This window comes from Salmonella sp. GDC200615 (genome assembly GCF_050574145.1).
Taxonomy (GTDB): Bacteria; Pseudomonadota; Gammaproteobacteria; order Enterobacterales; family Enterobacteriaceae; genus Salmonella; species Salmonella enterica.
In genome coordinates, this window is the sequence record NZ_CP192247.1 from 2,549,754 (window position 1) to 2,571,762 (window position 22,009).

Sequence of the window (22,009 nt, forward strand, 5' to 3'; positions counted from 1 at the left end):
TGCGTGTGACGTCATTCCTCTTCGTCGTGGGCAGGCTGTTCTTTAACAATTCGAACCAGATCGACACGATAGTCGTTGGCCTCGACAATGGTGATCCGCAGGGGCGGAACATCAATGACATCGCCTACACGAGGAATATGGCCATTAGCGGCGATCACTAACCCCGCGACCGTCGCAATATCGCCCTCTTCGTTCACCAGATGATCAACTTCCAGCGCCTGCTGTAGCGCATGGAGATCAGTGCCGCCCTTCACTATCCAGCCCTCGGCATCGGCAACGATTTCCGGCGTTTCATCGGCATCCGGGAACTCACCGGCAATCGCTTCCAGCACATCCAGCGGCGTAACCAGCCCCTGCACCACGCCGAACTCGTTAGTGACGATAACGAAACTGCCGCGCGCGGCGCAAAACGCCTAACAGATTGATAGGATCAAGCGTTTCCGGCACCACTATCGCCGGGGAAGACGCGGCGATAGCCGCAACGTCCGCGCCCTCTTCCAGCGCCACCAGCAACTCTTTCGCCCGAACGATACCGATAATTTCATCCAGCTCGCCCCGACATACCGGGAACAGGCTATGCGGAGAAGAGAGTAACTGCTGACGGATTTCAGCTACGCTGAGATTCGCATCCACCCAACTAATTTCGCCTCGCGGCGTCATAATGCCGCGCAGGGAGCGCGACGCCAGAGTCAGTACGCCGTTAATCATGTAGCGTTCTTCTTCGGCGAAGGCGCCTTCCGACACCGATATCGCGGCCGGGCTATCCGTTTCATGTTGCGTACTCGCCTGGCGTTTACCGCCCATCAGACGCAGGATAGCGTCCGCAGTACGCGCGCGCAGCGGCAACGTGGACTGATGACGAATAAAGTTGCGGCGCGCAATCTGGTTAAACACCTCGATAACGATCGAGAAACCAATTGCCGCGTACAGGTAGCCTTTCGGAATATGGAAACCGAACCCTTCCGCCACCAGGCTCAAGCCGATCATCAGCAGGAAACTCAGACAGAGCACCACCACCGTCGGATGCTGGTTGACAAAACGGGTCAGCGGTTTTGACGCCAGTAGCATCACCGCCATCGCAATCACCACCGCCGCCATCATAACCGGCAGATGGTTTACCATACCTACCGCCGTAATCACGGCGTCCAGAGAGAAGACCGCATCCAGGATGACAATCTGCGTGACTACCACCCAGAAGCTCGCATAGCCTTTACCGTGTCCGGTGTCATGCTCGCGGTTTTCCAGACGTTCATGCAGCTCGGTGGTCGCTTTAAACAGCAGGAATATACCGCCCAGCAGCATAATTAAATCGCGGCCGGAGAAGGTAAAATCCCAGACGGTAAAGAGCGGCTTTGTTAAGGTCACCAGCCACGAAATAATGGACAGCAGCGCCAGACGCATAATCAGCGCCAGCGAGAGCCCGATAAGACGCGCTTTGTCACGCTGCTTTGGCGGCAATTTATCGGCGAGGATCGCGATAAAGACCAGGTTATCGATACCCAGAACAATTTCCAGGACGACGAGCGTGAGTAAACCCACCCAAATTGAGGGATCCATTAATAATTCCATGACAAGCTCCTGCTTAAGGAATGACTAAACGGCGCCCACAACATCTCAAAGGATGCAGGCGGTAACGCAATAAACAAAGTAAGGCTATGGCAAGATATGCCAGATTGACAGGCGCAAAACGGCCAAAGAGTGAAATGACGTCGGTGACGATCCATACAACGGGCTGCTGCCCTATACCCCATTCTAATTAAACGGAAACTAAACATAACAGAGACAACTGGTTTTTGGCAAAGATTTACCTTCCTTTGCAAAGAGATGTAACCGGGATATTTTACACTTCGAAATTTCTCATTATCGAAAACAAAATTACGGATCTCCATCACACAAAATATTTTTTTCGATATCTAAAATAATTCACGAAAATCATGCGTTTTTCGTTGTAACCCTCATCTGAATCGATTCGCTTGCGGACGGCGATTCAAAAAATACATCTGTCAAGTTGATGTGTTGACAATAATAAAGGAGGTAGCAAGTGACCATTGCTATTGTTATAGGCACACATGGTTGGGCTGCAGAGCAGTTACTTAAAACAGCCGAAATGCTGTTAGGCGAGCAGGAAAACGTCGGCTGGATCGATTTCGTTCCAGGCGAAAATGCCGAAACGCTGATCGAAAAGTACAACGCTCAGTTGGCTAAACTCGATACCAGTAAAGGCGTGCTATTTCTCGTTGATACATGGGGAGGCAGTCCGTTTAATGCTGCCAGCCGCATTGTCGTCGATAAAGAGCGCTATGAAGTTATTGCCGGCGTCAACATCCCGATGCTGGTCGAAACGTTTATGGCTCGTGACGACGATCCAAGCTTTGACGAGCTGGTCGCACTGGCGGTAGAAACTGGTCGTGAAGGCGTAAAAGCGCTGAAAGCGAAACCGGTAGAAAAAGCCGCGCCAGCGCCAGTCGCCGCCGCGCCAAAAGCGGCCACGCCGGCAAAACCGATGGGCCCGAATGATTATATGGTTATCGGGCTTGCCCGTATTGATGACCGTCTCATTCACGGTCAGGTCGCTACCCGCTGGACCAAAGAGACCAATGTCAGCCGTATTATTGTTGTGAGCGATGAAGTCGCGGCGGATACCGTACGTAAAACGCTGCTGACGCAAGTTGCGCCGCCGGGCGTTACGGCGCATGTGGTTGACGTCGCGAAGATGATTCGCGTCTACAATAACCCGAAATACGCCGGCGAACGCGTGATGCTTCTGTTTACCAATCCTACCGACGTCGAGCGCATCGTTGAGGGCGGCGTGAAAGTCACCTCCGTGAACATTGGCGGTATGGCCTATCGTCAAGGTAAAACGCAGGTGAACAACGCCGTTTCCGTCGATGAAAAGGATATCGAAGCCTTTAAAAAGCTCAACGAGCGCGGCATCGAGCTTGAGGTGCGTAAAGTTTCCACCGATCCGAAACTGAAAATGATGGATTTAATTGCCAAAGTAGCGAAATAACCGCCGGCATTTAATTAGCTTTCACACTTAAGATAGCAATAGGAGAAGTACAATGGAGATTACCACTCTTCAGATTGTGCTGGTGTTCATCGTCGCATGTATCGCGGGTATGGAGTCGGTACTTGATGAATTTCAGTTCCACCGTCCGCTGATCGCCTGTACCTTAATCGGCGCCGTTCTGGGGGACATGAAAACCGGTATTATCATCGGCGGTACTCTGGAAATGATCGCTCTGGGCTGGATGAACATCGGTGCTGCCGTTGCGCCTGATGCCGCACTGGCGTCCATCATCTCTACCGTTCTGGTCATCGCCGGGCATCAAAGCATTGGCGCCGGTATCGCGCTGGCGATTCCGCTGGCGGCGGCAGGCCAGGTACTGACCATTATCGTTCGTACCATCACCGTGGCATTCCAGCACGCGGCGGACAAGGCGGCTGAAAACGGCAACCTGACGGCGCTCTCCTGGCTGCACGTTTCTTCTCTGTTCCTGCAGGCAATGCGTATCGCTATCCCGGCGGTTATCGTTGCCATCTCCGTAGGCACCAGCGAAGTACAGGGAATGCTGAATGCGATTCCTGAAGTCGTCACGGGCGGTCTGAACATCGCCGGCGGCATGATCGTCGTGGTTGGTTATGCGATGGTTATCAACATGATGCGCGCAGGCTACCTGATGCCGTTCTTCTACCTCGGTTTCGTCACCGCGGCTTTCACAAACTTCAACCTGGTCGCACTGGGTGTCATCGGCGCAGTGATGGCTATTCTTTACATCCAGCTGAGCCCGAAATACAACCGTGTAGCGGGCGCGCCTGCAACGGCTGCTGGCAATAACGATCTCGACAACGAACTGGACTAACAGGTGAGCGAAATGGTTGATATGACTAAAACTACCACCGAGAAAAAACTCACTCCGAGCGATATTCGCGGCGTATTTCTTCGTTCTAACCTGTTCCAGGGGTCATGGAACTTCGAACGTATGCAAGCGCTGGGCTTCTGCTTCTCTATGGTGCCAGCGATTCGTCGCCTGTATCCGGAGAATAATGACGCGCGTAAACAGGCGATTAAACGTCACCTGGAGTTCTTTAACACCCATCCTTACGTTGCGGCGCCGGTACTGGGCGTAACGCTGGCAATGGAAGAAAAGCGTGCGAATGGCGCAGAGATTGACGATGGCGCTATCAACGGTATCAAAGTCGGTCTGATGGGACCGCTGGCAGGCGTCGGCGACCCTATCTTCTGGGGTACCGTCCGTCCAGTATTCGCGGCGCTGGGCGCAGGTATTGCAATGAGCGGCAGCCTGCTTGGTCCGCTGCTGTTTTTCATCCTGTTTAACCTGGTGCGTCTGGCGACCCGTTATTATGGCGTGGCTTATGGCTACCGCAAAGGCGTCGATATCGTTAAAGATATGGGCGGCGGCTTCCTGCAAAAACTGACTGAGGGGGCGTCAATCCTCGGCCTGTTTGTCATGGGGGCATTGGTTAACAAGTGGACGCATGTGAATATCCCGCTGGTGGTCTCCACCATCACCGGTCAGGATGGTCAGACACGCGTTACCACCGTGCAAACCATTCTCGACCAGCTGATGCCGGGTCTGGTTCCGCTACTGTTGACCTTTGCCTGTATGTGGCTGCTGCGTAAGAAAGTTAACCCGCTGTGGATTATCGTGGGCTTCTTCGTCATCGGTATCGCCGGCTACTCCGTAGGACTGCTGGGTCAGTAAGGCTGTTGTACACTACCGGGGCCAAACGGCCCCGTTTTTTTATTTCTCTGGAGGATAAATGACTATCACGGACCTGGTGCTGATTCTCTTTATTGCCGCATTATTGGCTTACGCTCTCTACGATCAGTTCATCATGCCCCGTCGCAATGGCCCCACTCTGCTTTCTATAGCCCTGCTCCGCCGCGGTCGCGTAGACAGCGTTATCTTCGTTGGGCTGGTCGCCATCCTTATTTATAACAACGTAACCAGCCACGGAGCGCAGATGACCACATGGTTATTAAGCGCGCTGGCGTTAATGGGGTTTTATATATTCTGGATCCGCACGCCACGGATCATCTTTAAATAACGTGGCTTTTTCTTCGCCAATGTCTGGATAGAATATAACCGTATTAAAGAGATGAATTTATCGGAAGACGGCGTACTGGTGATGCAATTAGAACAACGACGCTTGCTTATCCGTGTACGCAATATCGACAATCTGGAAAAAATATATAAAATTCTTATTGAAAATCAATAGCTTAAGATATAGCCTCAACTATGTTTTTCGAATTTTATTTCGAATCATAATATAGCTAAGGCTATATTTTCTATTGACCAATTGTTATTTAATTTAACGTTTTATTGATGAATAAATCTAAATGAAAATCGTTTTCAATTAGAAGGCAAATAATATTTTATCGCTGTTGTTTTATATTCTAAAAATATGTTAATGTTGCGCCGTCAATTGGGGAGTAGCCGATTTCCAGACTCCGGAAATGTACGCGTCAACATACTCGTTGCAAAACGTGGCGCGTACGGACCAGCCGCCGCTGGTCAGGCGAGACCATAGGCGCATCAACTGCTGTGTATTTCGTCACAGAATGGCGACATGCATGTTTGCTGGGGGCAGTGATGTGTTTAATGGATACCCCGGTCAGGACGTTGTCATGCACTTTACTGCTACTGTTCTTCTCGCTTTCGGTATGTCGATGGATGCTTTCGCGGCATCAATTGGCAAAGGCGCCACCCTACATAAACCCAAATTCTCAGAAGCGTTGCGTACCGGCCTTATCTTTGGCGCGGTTGAAACGCTGACCCCGTTAATCGGCTGGGGGCTGGGGATATTGGCGAGTAAATTCGTTCTGGAATGGAACCACTGGATAGCCTTTGTTCTGCTGATCTTTCTGGGCGGACGCATGATCATCGAAGGTATCCGCGGCGGTAGTGATGAAGATGAAACACCGTTACGCCGCCACAGCTTTTGGCTATTAGTCACGACGGCTATCGCGACCAGCCTCGATGCGATGGCGGTTGGCGTCGGTCTGGCGTTTTTGCAGGTAAACATCATCGCTACCGCATTAGCTATCGGTTGCGCCACGCTTATCATGTCCACTCTCGGAATGATGATCGGTCGCTTTATCGGCCCAATGCTGGGTAAGCGTGCTGAAATTCTCGGCGGGGTCGTACTGATAGGAATTGGCGTCCAGATCCTCTGGACGCATTTTCACGGTTAACGGTTACGCTGCCAGAGATGAAGGTTGAAATCCGTCTGGCAGCTAAGTCCGGCGCTGGCGGCCAGTTGTTCCCACACGTCTGGCCTGGCGCGCCAGGCAAATGGCGTCATTTGCAACAGTGCTACAGCCGCTTCGGCGGTGAGCTGCATGTGATAAGCAAGGCGGGTACTCTGCTGCAATGTGAATCCGTCGAGCTGCTCGGTATACGGAGCATGTAAACGCACCTCATCATAAATGAGCCCTTTTAGTTCCATCAGATGATGCGGCCCTGGCGTGGCGGTAACGACCCAACCACCAGGTTTCACCACACGCGCCAATTCCTGCGCCTTACACGGGGCGTAGATTCTGATCACCGCATCCATTGACGCATCTGCAAAGGGCAGTCGATGGCTTGACGCCACACAAAACTTCACCTGCGAATAGCGCTTCGCCGCCGCTTTGATCGCCGTTTTAGCAACGTCCAGTCCAAACGTGGTGACTCCCGGCAACGCCTCGGCAAAAGCATGAGTGTAATACCCCTCGCCGCAGCCGATATCCAGAATCGCCGTGGCCGACTGATCCAGCCGCTCGCGCAACAGGTTAATCACCGCATCGCGCAGCGGCTGATAATGGCCCGCATCAAGAAACGCTCTCCTCGCCTGCATCATTTCGGCGCTGTCGCCCGGATCGCACGAACGTTTATGCTGTACCGGCAGCAGATTGATGTAGCCCTCTTTCGCCACATCAAACTGATGGCGCTGTGGACATATAACGCTGTTATTAATCTGCGTAAGCGGCTGATGGCAAAGCGGACAGGTAAACGACATGACAACTCCGGACTGGGGCGCTAAAGGGCGCAAGTGTAACGCGAATTGCGCCCCGGGAAAATCCTTTACGAGCCCGGAACCGCAACGTGGCTGCCATGCATCACCAGAAGGTGATCTGAATCGGCTGGCATACCGTCTGGCTCAACATTTTCCAGCCGCAGCACATCGCCCATGATCTGGCTGAATACGGGCGCAGATACCGCGCCGCCATAATAAGCCCCGTTTTGCGGATTATTAATCACCACCACCAGCGCAAATCTGGGGTTACTTGCCGGCGCGACGCCTGCGGTATATGCCACATATTTATCGACGTATTTACCATCATCGCCAATTTTTTTCGCCGTCCCGGTTTTGACCGCAATACGGTAGTCTCTTACTGCGGCTTTTGTTCCGCCGCCGCCAGGCAACGCGACGCTCTCCATCATATGTTCCACCTCGTGCACCAGTTCTTCCGGCATTACCCGCGTGCCGATCACGGGCGGATCAACTTTGGTGATCGATAACGGACGGTAGATACCAAAGCTGCCAATCGTGGCATAAACATGCGCCAGTTGCAGCGGCGTCACCATTAATCCATAGCCAAAAGCGAAGGTAGCGCGATCTAAATCACTCCAGTAACGGCGTTTCGGTAATAACCCGCTGCTCTCTCCGGTGAGACCCAGTCCGGTAGGCACGCCGAAACCAAAGCTTTTATAAGTATCCATTAATTTCTGCACCGGCATCGCCAGAGAAAGGTGAGAAACGCCGGTATCGCTGGATTTTTGCAAAATGCCGGTTAATGTCAGTTCCGGATAGTAACCGACGTCGCGGATACGGTGTCCATCGAGAGTAAAAGGATGGGTATCGATAACGCTGTCCGGCTGCACGATGCCCTGCTGTAACGCAGTCATAATGACCAATGGCTTCACAGTAGAACCGGGTTCGAAAGTATCGCTAATCGCGCGGTTACGAAAATCGTCCAACTGCGCGCCTTCACGGTTGTTCGGGTTGAAATCCGGGTAGCTCGCCATCGAGAGAATTTCACCCGTTGGGATGTTAATCAATACGGCAGCGCCGGATTCCGCTTTGTTCCAGATGACGGCGTTATCCAGCGCATCTTCGGTAACCGTTTGCAGACGTTCATCAATGCTAAGCTGAAGTTCATGAGCAGGAACCGGATTCACTTCCGTAATGTTCTCAATAACGTGACCAAATTTATCTTTACGCACCAGTCGGGAGCCCGGTTTTCCCGTCAGTTGCGCGTTAAAGCTCTTTTCAATACCTTCTATTCCCTGCCCGTCGATATTGGTAAAGCCGATCAAATTGGCCGCTACGTGTCCGGCAGGGTAAAAACGGCGCGACTCTTCCCGCAGGTTAATACCCGGTAGATTCAGTTTATCTATCCATTCGGCTTGCTGGGGTGAAACCTGGCGCGCGAGGTAGATAAAACGACCTGCCGGGTTACTGTTTACCCGTTCCGCAAGCGTACTGAGCGACAGATGCAGGGCGCTGGCCAGCGCCTGCCAGCGCTCATTGTAGCCAACGCCGCCTTTGCTTATGATAGTCTTCGGATCGGCCCAGACAGCATTAACCGGAACGCTCACCGCTAAGGGCCGCCCTTCTCTGTCGGTGATCATGCCGCGTAGAGAGGCCGTGGTCACTTCACGAAGCGAGCGCATATCTTCTTGTTTCACCAGTTTCGACGGCGTAACAATTTGCAGCCATGCCACCCGCCCTAACAACAATGCCATACTGAGCAGAATGGCAGTGCAAAGTAGTGCAAAACGTATGGGCGTAAAATTACGGGTATCGCCGTCGCTTTTCTTTTTCACCTGATCTCCAGCCGAATCATTTTTCAGGTGATTGATTTAACGGGAAACGGCCGGAAAAACCAGAAAAAACAATGCTAATAACATCGCGCCTTTGCAACAAATCGCTAACGAGAGCGCATCCAGACACATTTTGAAGGATATTGAATTAAAAAGCCCCGCTTTTAGCGAGGCTTTATATCTGAGGCTGACGCGACAAACGCATCAAATCAGTGGTGTCGATCAGATAGCTGTTACGTTAACAGCAGCCGGACCTTTCTGGCCGTCCTGAATTTCGAACTCAACGTTCTGGCCTTCAGCCAGAGTTTTGAAACCATTGCCCTGGATAGCGGAGAAGTGTACGAACACATCTTTGCTGCCGTCAGCCGGAGTAATGAAGCCAAAACCTTTGGATTCGTTGAACCACTTAACTTGACCTTTAATCTTTGCCATTTGCAAAATTCCTTAGAGTGTTTTCTTTGCCCGTAGGCATAACATAGATAAAACTGAGACATTACTGCTTGAGGCACTAATATAAGGTTCGGCAGAGAAGCGGTATTCAACGTCAACGTGTTTACTCAGGACTTCTTTACTGAAAATGCCACACATAAACAGAACTGTACCTCGTTTAACCCAAAGCCTGTTATCACATACAACGTTAATTATGGCAAGCCATTTTTAAACGTGTCTCGATCCGTCGCACAAATTACGAGAACCTTCACAAATTGACAGCACGTTTATGCAACAAAATTGCGAAAGATATATCCTCACGCGCTGACGGACTCCTGACAACGTCATTGCTGAAAAGCCATTTTTCTACCATAGCTCAATAACTTCGCTTCTTCCAGTGCATCAAATCACATTTAAAAGCTGTATTTTTCATATCACTTTTTATGCTGAGTTATGCATAAATTGTCACAATGATAAAAAACACCTTTTAATCAAAATAATAGAAAAGAAAAGCGATTTTCGACACCGCTTTTTGTGATGTTCTGCGTCTTTACAGAATGCCTTAAAATAATGAACAAACAATGACAATCCATAAAGAGAGAGAAACGTTTCGCTTTTAATAGAGAATGAGCGGTATCACAAAAATGCCATATGTCCATTTGTTATACATATAAAACTATGTTGCATATAAAGCCATATATTAGGTAAGGTGTTGATGCTGTAGTATCAGTTGCAAACGGCAACGCGGAGAGATCCGACGGGGAAATGGGGCGTATGGCACTGGCGCCATTTGCGCCCCGGTAAGCATTATCGTTCAGCAACCAGACAATGATGTCCTCATCCTCTTTCGGTTCGCTTGCCGCTGTTGCGGGTTCCGCTTCTTTTTCTGGTTCGTTTGCTTCGCAAAGGCGGCGTAACAACGCGTTTTGCCGCTTCTGTTGATCCAACAACGCTTCGAGCAGTTCTATCTGCTCGTTGGCACGGGAACTTGCCCGGTTGACAAAGAACCAGAGCGCCAGCCCCACCACCAGAACCACCATTGATACTATTAAAGATGCAAGAGAAAACGCACCAGAGTTTAAAACGTCGTTCATTTCACCACCTCAATGTAGAGACGTCATTCTACCACTGCTACACGGGAAGGAAATCTCTGGTGTAAAACGTTTACCAGGGAATAAATTTATTGATGGCGCAAATACCGCTGAAAAATTGTACATCCTGATTGCACATGATATTAAACACCTGCGCCCACAGCAACAGGCATACTACCACCACGATGCCGAGAACGACCCATCGAAATTTTTTCACTCCACTCTCCGATCTTACATCTTATGTCGCTAAATTATCATGAGTTACTTAAACCAGGAGTAACTGTAGCGGCATTATATGTTTTTAGGAATGATTCACTTGTTTCAATCAATGTACACGCTACTCTTATTCTAACTAAAAAAGAAAAGAGGTAGTAATGCGTTTGATCATTCGCGCAATTGTATTGTTTGCCCTGGTGTGGATAGGCCTGCTGATGAGCGGCTATGGCATCCTGGTGGGAAGTAAAGTGAACGCTGCGGGGCTGGGTTTACAGTGCCATTACCTGACCGCACGCGGCACCAGCACGGCGCAATATCTCCATACCAACAGCGGCATTATTGGCTTTTCCGACTGTCCCATTTTCAGAAAAATCGCCACCGTGGTGGATAATGGCTAAGCGGCAATAAATAATTTCACAGTGAAACTATCACCAATAATTCCCCTATATTGGCTGTTGTTCATAAGTACTGTTAAATAATATTTTAATAACCGTTAAATAAGCCGACAGATATTATCTACTTTTACGATTTCATCCCACCCGATGTTATAAAAAAAGCAGCTACATTTTTCGTAGCTGCTTTTTTTTAACGTCATGCTAATAACGTTGCTTAGAAGGGATAATCGTTGTAACCCATTTGTTCAGAAATTTTACGCGCGGCGGCGTGTAACATAGCCACATATTCCTGTAGGCGTTCTTCTGAAAAACGCAGCGTCGGGAACGAAATGCTTAACCCTGCGATGACTACGCCAAAACGGTCAAATACCGGTACGCCGATACAACGTAATCCTTCTTCCTGTTCTTCGTTATCTTCACCGTATCCTTGCGCACGCACTTCATCCAACAGCGGCAGCAACGCTTCAGTGCTGGTAATCGTGCGTCCCGTGCTTTGCTTATACTCTACGCCGTCGAGAATCTGCTTAACCTCATCACGGTCGCGCCAGGCCAGAAGCACTTTACCGATGGCCGTACTGTACAGCGGATTACGACGCCCAATACGTGAGTACATCCGCAGATTGTACATAGAGTCAATTTTATGGATATAGACAATGCTGTCTTCATCCAGCGCGCCAAGATGGATAGTTTCTTTTGTCAGACGAGACAGTTCGCGCATCTGAATGTCCGCACTGCGGATGAGATCAACATTTTGCAAAGCTCGCGCGCCCAGCTCAAACAGCTTTAGCGTCAGAGAGTATTTTTCAGACTCCCCCTCCTGAGCCACGTAGCCCAGCGTTTTCATGGTTTGCAAAAAGCGATAAACGGTGCTTTTCGACATCATGACGCGCTGCGATAGCTCGGTAATCCCTATTTCACGCTCTTCACCCAGCGCCTGCAGAATGCCGAAAACTTTCAGCACAGAAGATACAGAATCAGGCTGCTTATCCAGATCTGCGTTTGCCATTTATCACCTCATTACGAGCGTTTTATAAAATTCAGAACGAGTTTTTATTATAATTTCACGCCAGGTCGCCCGCAATCCATCTTTGCTTACTTCGTTACAAATCTGCGACATAACAACTCAGTATTAATGCTAACATTATTATTCAGCCCATAATTCCCCTTATTACAAAATACTTATGGAAAAAACACGGGCCGATGGCCTGCCCCTCCCGCAGAGATACGGCGCTATCCTGACGATTATTATCGGTATTTCGATGGCGGTTCTGGATGGCGCAATCGCTAATGTCGCGCTGCCAACCATTGCGACTGATTTACATGCCTCCCCTGCCAGCTCTATCTGGATTGTCAATGCATACCAAATCGCCATTGTCGTCTCACTGCTTTCCCTGTCTTTTTTAGGCGACATGTTTGGTTATCGCCGGATCTACAAATGTGGTTTAGTGGTATTTCTGCTTTCATCATTGTTTTGCGCGCTTTCAGACTCGCTGCAGATGCTGACGCTGGCGCGCATCGCGCAGGGATTTGGCGGCGCGGCGCTAATGAGCGTAAACACGGCGCTGATTCGTCTTATCTACCCCCAGCGTCATCTGGGACGAGGCATGGGAATTAACTCTTTTATCGTCGCAGTCTCTTCCGCCGCGGGTCCGACGATCGCCGCAGCGATTTTGTCCATCTCATCATGGAAATGGCTGTTTCTGATTAATGTCCCGTTAGGTATCATCGCGTTAATTCTGGCCATACGCTTTTTACCAGCAAACATCGCCCATGACACTAAGCCGCGCTTTGACTTACCGAGCGCGGTAATGAATGCGCTCACATTTGGCCTGCTGATTACCGCATTGAGCGGATTTGCCCAGGGACAGTCGCTAACGTTGATTGGCGCAGAGCTGCTCGTTCTGGTCGTGGTCGGGTTTTTCTTCGTGCGCCGCCAGCTTTCTTTGCCCGTCCCTTTGTTACCCATCGACTTGTTACGCATTCCGCTTTTTTCACTCTCGATCGGCACGTCAATTTGCTCGTTCTGCGCGCAAATGTTAGCCATGGTCTCGCTACCTTTTTATCTGCAAACCGTGCTGGGCCGTAGCGAAGTAGAAACCGGCCTGTTATTGACGCCCTGGCCGCTGGCAACGCTGGTAATGGCGCCGCTGGCGGGATACCTGATAGAACGTCTTCATGCCGGTTTGCTGGGGGCGCTGGGAATGGTGATAATGGCAGCCGGGTTGTTTGCGCTGGTCATGTTGCCAGCCTCCCCCTCCGATCTGAATATTATCTGGCCGATGATCCTTTGTGGCGCAGGGTTTGGCCTGTTCCAGTCGCCGAATAATCACACCATTATCACTTCCGCGCCGCGTGAGCGCAGCGGTGGCGCCAGCGGGATGCTGGGCACGGCGCGACTGTTAGGCCAAAGTACTGGCGCCGCGCTGGTAGCGCTGATGTTGAACCAGTTTGGCGATAGCGGTACGCATCTTTCTCTGCTCGCAGCGGCGATCCTGGCGACTCTCGCGGCGGTGGTGAGCGGTTTACGTATTACGCAACCACGCGTTCAGGCGTAAAAAAAGCGCGTCATTCGACGCGCTTTTCATACTTGCCAGTGGGCTTATTATTTCAGGTACTCACCGCTACGCAGCGCTTCAATGCGTTTATCCAGCGGTGGGTGCGTCATAAACAGCTCGCTTAACGATTTCGATTTACCGTTAATACAAAACGCCATCATGCTGGTCGCTTCTTGCGGCTCGTAGCTGGTTTTCAGGCGCTGCAACGCGGCAATCATTTTTTCACGGCCAACCAGCTTCGCCGATCCCGCATCGGCATGAAACTCACGGTAACGGGAGAACCACATGGTGATGATGCTCGCCAGAATACCGAAGACCAGTTCCAGCACCGTCGCAACGGCGAAATAGATTAGCGGATTACCGTTACTTCCTTCGCCTTCATCGCGGTTGCCGCCCAGAAAACCAGCAGCAATTTGCGCGATAATGCGCGAAATAAAGATAACGAAGGTGTTAACCACCCCCTGAATCAACGTCATCGTCACCATATCGCCATTGGCAATATGGCTGATTTCATGCGCAATGACGGCTTCCGCTTCGTCAGGGCTCATGTTTTGCAACAAACCGGTGCTCACAGCGACCAATGAGGCGTCACGGCGTGCGCCCGTCGCAAACGCGTTAATGTCCGGCGCATGGTAGATAGCAACCTGCGGCATGGCGATACCGGCCTGGCGCGCTTGCGTTGCTACGGTGTTCATCAACCAGCGTTCTCTTTCATTGCGAGGCTGTTCAATAACTTCCCCTCCTACGGATTTTAACGCCATCCATTTGGACATCAGCAATGAAATAAAAGAACCGCCAAAACCAAACAGCAGCGCCATGATCAGCAAGCCTTGCACGCTGCTCGACTGTATCCCTGTCAGGCTCAGAACCAGCCCGAAAACGACCATCACGGCCAGGTTCGTCAGCAGGAAGAGCGCGATTCGCATCATAATTTTCTTTTAACCTCAATTTAACAAAGCGCACTATGCGATTACCCACATCGTATGGGTCTTATGGCTATTTTCAAGCATCACCAGGCGGTAAGTCACGAGAAAAACACAACTTTACATTTTGTAGCATTATCCTGACGACTTCTGCGCTTGTTAAAAAAAACAGGCACAATTTTTTGTGCCTGTTTAGCGTTACTTATTGGCTGCCGCCTGCTCCGCTGGTTTTTCTTTTTCAAGATGCGCCAGGTCCAGAGCAATCTTCACCGTTTCATCAAGGTACGGGTCCGGCTCCTGGTAATCCTTTGGCAGATCGTCCAGTTTCTTCAGCAACGGTTTACCCTCACGTTTAAACCGATCGTTAATACGCGCCAGACGCAGAGCGTCTTCTTCATTGTTCTCTTTCTCACGCTGCGCATAATTCAGAGAGACGATGTTGCGCTTATCCTTCATGGCATTGAAACGTGCAATATCCTTCATGATGTACTGAAACTCAGGATCTTTGGCGATACGCGCGTTGTGTTCTTTCAATAATTCCGGGCCAAACGGGGCCAAATCGTCCGATTTCACGTATTTCGCCGCATCAATGCTATCCCACGGCAAGGCGTTATCTTCAAATTTTTCTCCGGTTTCCGTCTCTTCATTGCCAGTCGGCATGATGATATCCGGCGTGACCCCTTTACGCTGCGTACTACCGCCGTTGACACGGTAAAACTTCTGAATGGTGTACTGCACCGAACCCAGCGCAGGCCATTCCGGGCGAAGCATCTGATCGTAAATTCGGTTTAGCGAACGATATTGCTGTACCGTCCCTTTACCGAAGGTCGGCTCACCGACAATCAGCGCGCGACCATAATCCTGCATCGCGGCAGCGAAGATTTCCGATGCCGAGGCACTGAAACGATCGACCAGCACCACCAGCGGGCCTTTGTAGTAGACCACGCCGTCGGTGTCGCTATCCTCACGCACTTTGCCGTTATTGTCGCGCACCTGAACTATCGGACCAGAAGGGATAAACAGACCGGAAAGCGAAACGGCTTCCGTCAGCGCCCCACCGCCGTTTGAACGCAGATCGATAACGATGCTGTTAACATTCTGTTTTTCCAGCTTCTGAAGCTGAACTTTGACATCATCGGTCAAGCCAACATAGAAGCCTGGAATATCCAGTACGCCAACTTTTTCCTTGCCGACGGTTTTCACCGACATTTTAACCGCGCGATCTTCAAGACGAATCCGTTCACGCGTCAGCGTGATGATACGCGTTTTCGTCCCTTTACCAGCCGGCAGTATTTCCAGTCGGACCTTGCTGCCTTTTGGCCCTTTGATCAGCGCCACCACATCGTCAAGACGCCAGCCAATGACGTCGACCATCGGTTTTCCGGCCTGCCCTACGCCGACGATACGATCGCCGACGCTAATCGACTTGCTCTTCGCTGCTGGGCCGCCGGCGACCAATGAGTTAATGACAGTGTAATCGTCATCCATTTGCAGCACCGCGCCGATACCTTCCAGAGACAGGCTCATTTCGGTATTAAACTGCTCGGTATTGCGGGGAGAAAGATAATTCGTATGCGGGTCGATTTCACGCGCAAAAGCGGTCATCGCCAGCGAGAACACATCTTCACTGTTGGTCTGCGCCAGGCGGCGAATAGCGAATTTGTAGCGACGCGTCAGCGTTTCGCGAATTTCTTTGTCGCTCTTGCCGGTGAGTTTCAGACTGAGCTCATCGAATTTCACTTTACCATCCCACAGCGCATTTAGCTCAGCCTCATCTTTCGGCCAGGGCGCTTTACTGCGGTCCAGGTTAAACGTATCGTTTCCGGTGAAATCCATTGGCCGTTCCAGCACTTTTAGCGCGTACTGGTAACGTTCAAACCGGCGCTTTTGCGCCAGGTTATAAAGATCGTAAAAAACATCCAGCTTACCCGTGCGCAGCTCATCGCCCAACACGGTTTTCTTTTTCGCAAACTGCTCGACATCGCTCGCCAACAAAACGTTGTGGCTATAGTCGAGAAGATTCAGATAGCGATCAAAGATCTTTGCCGAAAATGCCTCATCCAGATCGAACTGGCGATAGTGGGAGCGGGTAAAACGCGACGTTACGCGCTCGCTCACCGTCGCATGTTGCGTCTCTTCCTTTAGTACGGGAATTTGATCGGCACGCGTAATATCTTCCACGGCGAAGGACTGGCCTGCTAATGCAAGCAGGCCAGCTAACGCGGTAAGCCTAAAAAAAGTGTTCATGCCAGGCCTGGCCTCCGTTTCAGAACACCAGGTGTTCTGCGCGTACAATCAAAGACATACCCGAATTCAGCTGTACACGGACACCATCTTTGGTGATTTCTAATACGGTGGCATCCATCGCATTATTACCCGCTTTCACCTTGAGGGACTGCCCTACGGTCAATACTGAAATATCAGAAACCGGCGTGTGCTTCTCTTCGCGAGGCGCACGCGGCGCTTTCGTCGTCGGTTTATCAGCGCGAGGTTTACGTTCAGCGCCTTCTTTACGACGCGCTACCGGGCGAGGTTTACGCTCGCGTCGCGGCGCGTCTTCTTTTTCGCCAGCCGCCGCGGCAGCTTCGCGTTTTTTCGCTTGCTGCTCTGCGCGCTGCGCCTGAACACGGGCTTTGGCTTCTTCAAGCTGCTTACGCGCATGTTCGACATGCTGTTCTTCCAGCTCGCCGCACGGATTGCCATCAAGGTCGACGCGCGTTGCGCCCGGCTTAACGCCGTACAGGTAACGCCAGCTTGAAGTATAAAGACGTAAAGCGGAACGAAGTTGCGTTTTGCTGAGGTTCATTTCGCCCCCAACTCGCTCTACCAGATCCTGAAAAATACCAATTTTCAGCGGGCGAGCTTCGCCTTCCGCACTAAAACAGTGAGGAAAACGCTCGGCCAGAAACGCGATAACTTCTTTACTGCTATTCAACTTAGGTTGATTTTCCATGAAATTTCCTGATTACAACGGACGTAGCCAACAAGCAGCAGGCATGAACAGGCGTCATTATAATGACGCCATCAGTAATTGCTACGTTATCCGTTTATTATCCTGCAACGCTCGCAAAGAATTTTTTGTAATCCGTCGTTGCAAGCACGGTTTCAAGCTGTGCGACCAGCGTACGCAGGCCGTGTTCATCTTCTTCGGTAAAACGGCCAAACGCTGTGCTATCTATATCCAGCACGCCGATAATCCGTTCGCCAACCGTGACAGGCAGCACAATTTCGGCGCTGCTGGCGGCATCACAGGCAATATGGCCGTCAAACGCATGAACATCATCAATACGTTGAACCTTATTCTGCGCTACCGCTGCGCCACACACGCCGCGACCAACCGGAATCCGCACACAGGCGATTCGCCCCTGAAACGGCCCCAACACCAGCGTATCGCCTTCGAGGAGATAAAATCCCGCCCAGTTCACCTCGGTAAGGCGTTCGAACAGTAGCGCGCTGGTATTCGCCAGCGTGGCCAGAAAACTGGTTTCACCTGCCATTAACGACTGAAAATCGCGGTTTAACGCCGCGTATAGTTCTGTTTTGCTCATTATATAATCACTTCGTGGTCTTACTCCTAAACACAGGCTATTAAAATAAGCATTAAATGCGTTCTTGCTCAAGATTATTCCTGTCATGAGTTAAGATTACATTATTCTAACACTTTGATTCACGATACATGGCTCTGAACACCTCACACGTCACGCCAACAAAAAAGCTAACGATCAGGTCAATTAGCGAAGCGCTGCCGCGCAGCCACTACCAGCGCTGCCCTGAATGCGACATGCTGTTCAGCTTGCCGGAGATGAGCGCTCATCAAAGCGCTTATTGTCCTCGTTGCCAGGCCAAAATTCGCGATGGGCGCGACTGGTCGCTGACGCGGCTGACCGCGATGGCGGTAACCATGCTGCTATTGATGCCGTTTGCCTGGAGCGAACCGTTACTCCATATCTACCTGTTGGGCGTACGCATTGATGCCAATGTGATGCACGGCATCTGGCAAATGACGCAGCAGGGCGATCCGTTAACCGCCGCAATGGTGCTCTTTTGCGTGGTGGGCGCGCCGCTTATTCTGGTTTTTTCAATTGCTTACCTGTGGTTTGGCAGCCTCCTCGGCATGAATCTGCGTCCAGTCCTGCTGATGCTGGAAAAACTGAAAGAGTGGGTGATGCTGGACATCTATCTGGTCGGTATTGGCGTTGCCTCTATCAAAGTGCAGGACTATGCCTTTCTGCAGCCGGGCATCGGGCTTTTAGCGTTCGTCTCGTTGGTGGTTCTTAGCATTCTGACTATGATTCATCTGAATGTGGAGCAACTATGGGAACGATTTTATCCGCAGCGCCCTGCTCAACGTGCGGACGAAAGATTGCGCGTCTGTCTTGGCTGCCACTTTAGCGGCTATCCGGATGCGAAAGGACGCTGCCCGCGTTGTCATATTCCGCTACGGTTACGCAGAAAACAGAGCATACAGAAGTGTTGGGCGGCCTTGCTGGCGTCTATTGTCTTTTTGCTGCCGGCAAACCTGCTGCCTATCTCGGTAATCTACATTAATGGCGGGCGTCAGGAAGATACTATCCTGTCGGGCATTATGTCGCTTGCCAGCAGCAATATCGCCGTCGCCGCCGTCGTTTTTATCGCCAGTATTTTGGTGCCGTTTACCAAAGTCATCGTGATGTTTACGCTACTGTTGAGTATCCATTTTAAATGCCAACAGGGACTGCGGACGCGAATTCTGTTGCTGCGTCTGGTGACATGGATAGGCCGTTGGTCGATGCTGGATCTTTTCGTTATCTCGTTAACCATGTCTCTGATTAATCGCGATCAGATTCTGGCTTTTACTATGGGACCGGCTGCGTTTTATTTCGGCGCAGCGGTAATTTTGACTATTCTTGCAGTGGAATGGCTGGATAGCCGCTTACTTTGGGATGCACATGAGTCAGGAAACGCCCGCTTCGAAGACTGAAGCGCAAATTAAAACCAAACGCCGTATTTCACCTTTCTGGCTGCTACCGCTTATCGCGCTAATGATCGCGGGGTGGCTGGTATGGGATAGCTACCAGGATCGCGGCAATAGCGTGACTATCGATTTTATGTCGGCGGACGGTATCGTACCGGGCCGTACTCCCGTGCGTTATCAGGGAGTAGAAGTCGGCACCGTGGAAGATGTCAGTCTGAGCAAAGATCTGCGCAAAATTGAAGTTCGCGTCAGTATCAAATCAGATATGGAAGATGCGTTGCGCGAAGAGACGCAATTCTGGCTGGTGACGCCCAAAGCCTCGCTGGCGGGCGTTTCCGGCCTGGATGCGTTGGTCGGCGGGAATTACATCGGTATGATGCCAGGTAAAGGCAAGCCCAGAGATCATTTCGTCGCCCTGGATACACAGCCTAAATACCGGCTTAGCAACGGCGATCTGATGATTCATCTCAATGCGCCGGATCTCGGTTCGCTTAATAGCGGTTCACTGGTCTATTTCCGTAAAATCCCTGTCGGACGGGTGTATGACTATTCGATTAACCCTAACAAACAGGGCGTGACGATTGACGTTCTGATTGAGCGACGGTTTACCGATCTGGTGAAAAAAGGCAGCCGTTTTTGGAATGTCTCCGGCATTGACGCCGATCTAAGCCTGAGCGGCGCGAAGGTGAAACTGGAGAGCCTCGCGGCCCTGGTCAATGGCGCGATTGCGTTTGACTCACCGGACAATTCCAAACCCGCCGCCCAGGATGACACGTTCGGCTTATATAAAGATTTAGCCCACAGCCAACGAGGGGTAATCGTTAAACTTGAGCTGCCCAGCGGAGACGGTCTGAAAGCGGAATCTACGCCGCTCATGTACCAGGGACTGGAGGTGGGTGAGCTTTCTAAACTGACGCTCAACCCTGGCGGTAAAGTCACCGGAGAGATGACCGTCGATCCCAGCGTTGTTCCGCTGATGCGGGAAAATACGCGTATTGAGTTACGCAATCCCAAACTGTCGCTGAGCGACGCGAATATCAGTTCGTTGTTAACCGGAAAAACCTTCGAGCTGGTGCCGGGCGACGGCGAACCGCGCAGTGAATTTGTGGTGGTGCCGGGTGAAAAGGCCCTGCTGCATGAGGCGAATGCCTTAACCCTGACGCTGACGGCCCCGGAAAGTTACGGCATCGAACCGGGCCAGCCGTTAATTTTACATGGCGTAAAAATTGGCCAGGTCATTGAGCGCAACTTATCCAGTAAAGGCGTGTCATTCACCGTCGCGATTGAACCGCAGCACCGGGATTTGGTACAGGGCGACAGTAAATTCGTGGTCAACAGCCGGGTGGATGTCAAAGTCGGCCTTGACGGCGTAGAGTTCCTCGGCGCCAGCGCCAGCGAGTGGATTGACGGCGGAATTCGTATTTTACCCGGTACGAGCGGGAAGATGAAATCCACCTACCCGCTCTATGCTAACCTGGAAAAAGCGCTGGAAAATAGTCTCAGTGACTTACCGACTACCACCCTGACGCTGACAGCCGAAACGTTGCCGGATGTCCAGGCAGGTTCCGTCGTGCTGTATCGAAAATTTGAAGTAGGCGAAGTCATCACCGTTCGCCCACGCGCCAATACCTTTGACATCGACCTGCATATTAAGCCGGAATATCGCCACCTGTTAACCAGCAATAGCGTGTTCTGGGCGGAAGGCGGCGCGAAGGTGCAACTTAACGGCAGCGGCCTAACGGTACAGGCCTCGCCACTCTCCCGCGCGCTGAAAGGGGCCATTAGTTTTGATAACCTGAGCGGCGCCAGCGCCAGTCGGCGCAAAGGCGATAAACGCATTCTTTATGCTTCAGAAACTTCCGCCCGCGCGGTAGGCGGACAAATTACGCTGCACGCGTTCGACGCTGGAAAATTGGCGGAAGGGATGCCCATTCGTTACCTCGGTATTGATATCGGCCAGATCCAGACGCTGGAATTGATCACCGCACGTAATGAAGTGCAGGCAAAAGCCGTACTTTATCCGGAGTATGTACAGACATTTGCCCGCGCCGGGACACGTTTTTCCGTTATCACGCCACAAATTTCCGCGGCGGGCGTCGAGCATCTGGATACGATTCTCCAGCCCTATATTAACGTTGAGCCAGGACGCGGCGCGGCACGGCGCGACTTTGAACTGCAGGAAGCCACGATTACTGACTCACGCTATCTGGATGGGTTAAGCATCGTCGTGGAGGCGCCAGAAGCAGTCTCGCTTAATATTGGTACCCCCGTCCTGTTTCGCGGTATCGAAGTGGGAACCGTCACCGGAATGTCCCTGGGGTCGCTCTCCGATCGCGTGATGATCACCTTGCGCATCAGTAAGCGTTACCAATATCTGGTGCGTAATAACTCCGTATTCTGGCTTGCCTCCGGCTATAGTCTCGACTTTGGTCTGACAGGCGGCGTGGTGAAAACGGGGACATTTAATCAGTTCATCCGTGGCGGTATCGCCTTCGCTACTCCACCAGGTACGCCGCTGGCGCCAAAAGCGCAAGCCGGTAAGCATTTCCTGTTACAAGAGAGCGAACCGAAAGAGTGGCGTGAATGGGGTACCGCTCTGCCACGTTAAACAC

General features: G+C 51.3%; 19 protein-coding genes, 3 pseudogenes and 1 riboswitch. Of the genes and pseudogenes, 9 read left to right on the forward strand and 13 right to left on the reverse strand.

Annotation, left to right across the window (positions count from 1 at the left end; genetic code table 11):
- Window positions 1-11: 11 nt before the first annotated feature.
- Window positions 12-1,569, reverse strand: a pseudogene (gene yoaE / locus ACQ29O_RS12245) (CNNM family cation transport protein YoaE).
- Window positions 1,557-1,889: a protein YoaL gene (locus ACQ29O_RS12250; RefSeq protein WP_011233029.1), complete on the reverse strand. Its 333-nt coding sequence runs from the start codon at window positions 1,887-1,889 to the stop codon at window positions 1,557-1,559. Before ACQ29O_RS12250 ends, yoaE begins: the two are co-directional and overlap by 13 nt.
- A 152-nt stretch (window positions 1,890-2,041) precedes the next feature.
- On the opposite strand from ACQ29O_RS12250, the gene manX reads away from it, so the two are divergent.
- From manX to mntP, 5 genes and pseudogenes are all read left to right on the forward strand, one after another.
- Window positions 2,042-3,010, forward strand: a complete 969-nt coding sequence (manX, locus tag ACQ29O_RS12255) for a PTS mannose transporter subunit IIAB (protein ID WP_000150523.1) — start codon at window positions 2,042-2,044, stop codon at window positions 3,008-3,010.
- 52 nt (window positions 3,011-3,062) lie between these two features.
- Window positions 3,063-3,863, forward strand: coding sequence for a PTS mannose transporter subunit IIC (gene manY, locus ACQ29O_RS12260; protein ID WP_000406920.1), 801 nt, complete (start codon window positions 3,063-3,065; stop codon window positions 3,861-3,863).
- A 12-nt stretch (window positions 3,864-3,875) separates the two neighbouring features.
- Window positions 3,876-4,727 carry a PTS mannose transporter subunit IID gene (locus ACQ29O_RS12265; protein ID WP_001518647.1) on the forward strand — a complete coding sequence of 284 codons (852 nt, stop codon included), beginning with the start codon at window positions 3,876-3,878 and terminating at the stop codon, window positions 4,725-4,727.
- Window positions 4,728-4,785: 58 nt separating this feature from the next.
- Window positions 4,786-5,244 (forward strand): annotated as a pseudogene (locus ACQ29O_RS12270) (DUF986 family protein).
- A 196-nt stretch (window positions 5,245-5,440) separates the two neighbouring features.
- Window positions 5,441-5,542, forward strand: a riboswitch (yybP-ykoY riboswitch).
- A 111-nt stretch (window positions 5,543-5,653) separates the two neighbouring features.
- A complete protein-coding gene (mntP, locus tag ACQ29O_RS12275) occupies window positions 5,654-6,220 on the forward strand; it encodes a manganese efflux pump MntP (RefSeq protein ID WP_001518359.1) in 567 nt (188 codons plus the stop codon).
- Here mntP and rlmA read toward each other — a convergent pair.
- From rlmA to mgrB, 6 genes and pseudogenes are all read right to left on the reverse strand, one after another.
- Complete coding sequence (gene rlmA, locus ACQ29O_RS12280; RefSeq protein WP_000010915.1) at window positions 6,217-7,026, reverse strand: 23S rRNA (guanine(745)-N(1))-methyltransferase; 810 nt, start codon at window positions 7,024-7,026, stop codon at window positions 6,217-6,219. The genes mntP and rlmA overlap by 4 nt on opposite strands.
- A 65-nt stretch (window positions 7,027-7,091) precedes the next feature.
- Window positions 7,092-8,837 (reverse strand): peptidoglycan glycosyltransferase FtsI, encoded by a 1,746-nt coding sequence (gene ftsI, locus ACQ29O_RS12285; RefSeq protein ID WP_000730310.1) that lies wholly within the window; start codon window positions 8,835-8,837, stop codon window positions 7,092-7,094.
- A 219-nt stretch (window positions 8,838-9,056) separates the two neighbouring features.
- Entirely contained in the window at window positions 9,057-9,266 is a 210-nt protein-coding gene (gene cspE / locus ACQ29O_RS12290; RefSeq protein ID WP_001062678.1) for a transcription antiterminator/RNA stability regulator CspE, read from the reverse strand.
- 12 nt (window positions 9,267-9,278) lie between these two features.
- Window positions 9,279-9,422, reverse strand: a complete 144-nt coding sequence (locus tag ACQ29O_RS12295; RefSeq protein WP_001537930.1) for a DUF2627 domain-containing protein — start codon at window positions 9,420-9,422, stop codon at window positions 9,279-9,281.
- Window positions 9,423-10,070: 648 nt separating this feature from the next.
- Window positions 10,071-10,357: pseudogene (locus ACQ29O_RS12300) on the reverse strand (YebO family protein).
- 70 nt (window positions 10,358-10,427) lie between these two features.
- Window positions 10,428-10,571, reverse strand: a complete 144-nt coding sequence (mgrB, locus tag ACQ29O_RS12305) for a PhoP/PhoQ regulator MgrB (protein WP_000714548.1) — start codon at window positions 10,569-10,571, stop codon at window positions 10,428-10,430.
- A gap of 157 nt (window positions 10,572-10,728) precedes the next feature.
- Between mgrB and yobH the strand changes: the two genes are divergently transcribed.
- On the forward strand, window positions 10,729-10,968 hold the full coding sequence (gene yobH / locus ACQ29O_RS12310; protein WP_001236777.1) for an invasion protein YobH: 240 nt from the start codon (window positions 10,729-10,731) through the stop codon (window positions 10,966-10,968).
- A 211-nt stretch (window positions 10,969-11,179) separates the two neighbouring features.
- Here the strand turns inward: yobH and kdgR are convergent, their stop codons facing one another.
- Window positions 11,180-11,971, reverse strand: a complete 792-nt coding sequence (gene kdgR, locus ACQ29O_RS12315) for a DNA-binding transcriptional regulator KdgR (protein WP_001262195.1) — start codon at window positions 11,969-11,971, stop codon at window positions 11,180-11,182.
- 175 nt (window positions 11,972-12,146) lie between these two features.
- On the opposite strand from kdgR, the gene ACQ29O_RS12320 reads away from it, so the two are divergent.
- Complete coding sequence (locus ACQ29O_RS12320; protein ID WP_001747327.1) at window positions 12,147-13,520, forward strand: MFS transporter; 1,374 nt, start codon at window positions 12,147-12,149, stop codon at window positions 13,518-13,520.
- 47 nt (window positions 13,521-13,567) lie between these two features.
- Here the strand turns inward: ACQ29O_RS12320 and htpX are convergent, their stop codons facing one another.
- From htpX to ACQ29O_RS12340, 4 genes are all read right to left on the reverse strand, one after another.
- Complete coding sequence (htpX, locus tag ACQ29O_RS12325; RefSeq protein ID WP_000984498.1) at window positions 13,568-14,449, reverse strand: protease HtpX; 882 nt, start codon at window positions 14,447-14,449, stop codon at window positions 13,568-13,570.
- A 192-nt stretch (window positions 14,450-14,641) separates the two neighbouring features.
- Window positions 14,642-16,690, reverse strand: coding sequence for a carboxy terminal-processing peptidase (gene prc / locus ACQ29O_RS12330; RefSeq protein ID WP_001091237.1), 2,049 nt, complete (start codon window positions 16,688-16,690; stop codon window positions 14,642-14,644).
- 19 nt (window positions 16,691-16,709) lie between these two features.
- Window positions 16,710-17,396 (reverse strand): RNA chaperone ProQ, encoded by a 687-nt coding sequence (gene proQ / locus ACQ29O_RS12335; protein WP_000431401.1) that lies wholly within the window; start codon window positions 17,394-17,396, stop codon window positions 16,710-16,712.
- 97 nt (window positions 17,397-17,493) lie between these two features.
- Entirely contained in the window at window positions 17,494-17,991 is a 498-nt protein-coding gene (locus ACQ29O_RS12340; RefSeq protein WP_001674914.1) for a GAF domain-containing protein, read from the reverse strand.
- A 128-nt stretch (window positions 17,992-18,119) separates the two neighbouring features.
- Here ACQ29O_RS12340 and yebS point away from each other — a divergent pair, with 128 nt between their 5' ends.
- Together yebS and ACQ29O_RS12350 are read left to right on the forward strand one after the other, a co-directional pair.
- Window positions 18,120-19,403, forward strand: coding sequence for a membrane integrity lipid transport subunit YebS (yebS, locus tag ACQ29O_RS12345; protein WP_001207294.1), 1,284 nt, complete (start codon window positions 18,120-18,122; stop codon window positions 19,401-19,403).
- Entirely contained in the window at window positions 19,372-22,005 is a 2,634-nt protein-coding gene (locus ACQ29O_RS12350) for a PqiB family protein (RefSeq protein ID WP_014341101.1), read from the forward strand. The genes yebS and ACQ29O_RS12350 overlap by 32 nt, the downstream gene beginning before the upstream one ends.
- Window positions 22,006-22,009: the final 4 nt, after the last annotated feature.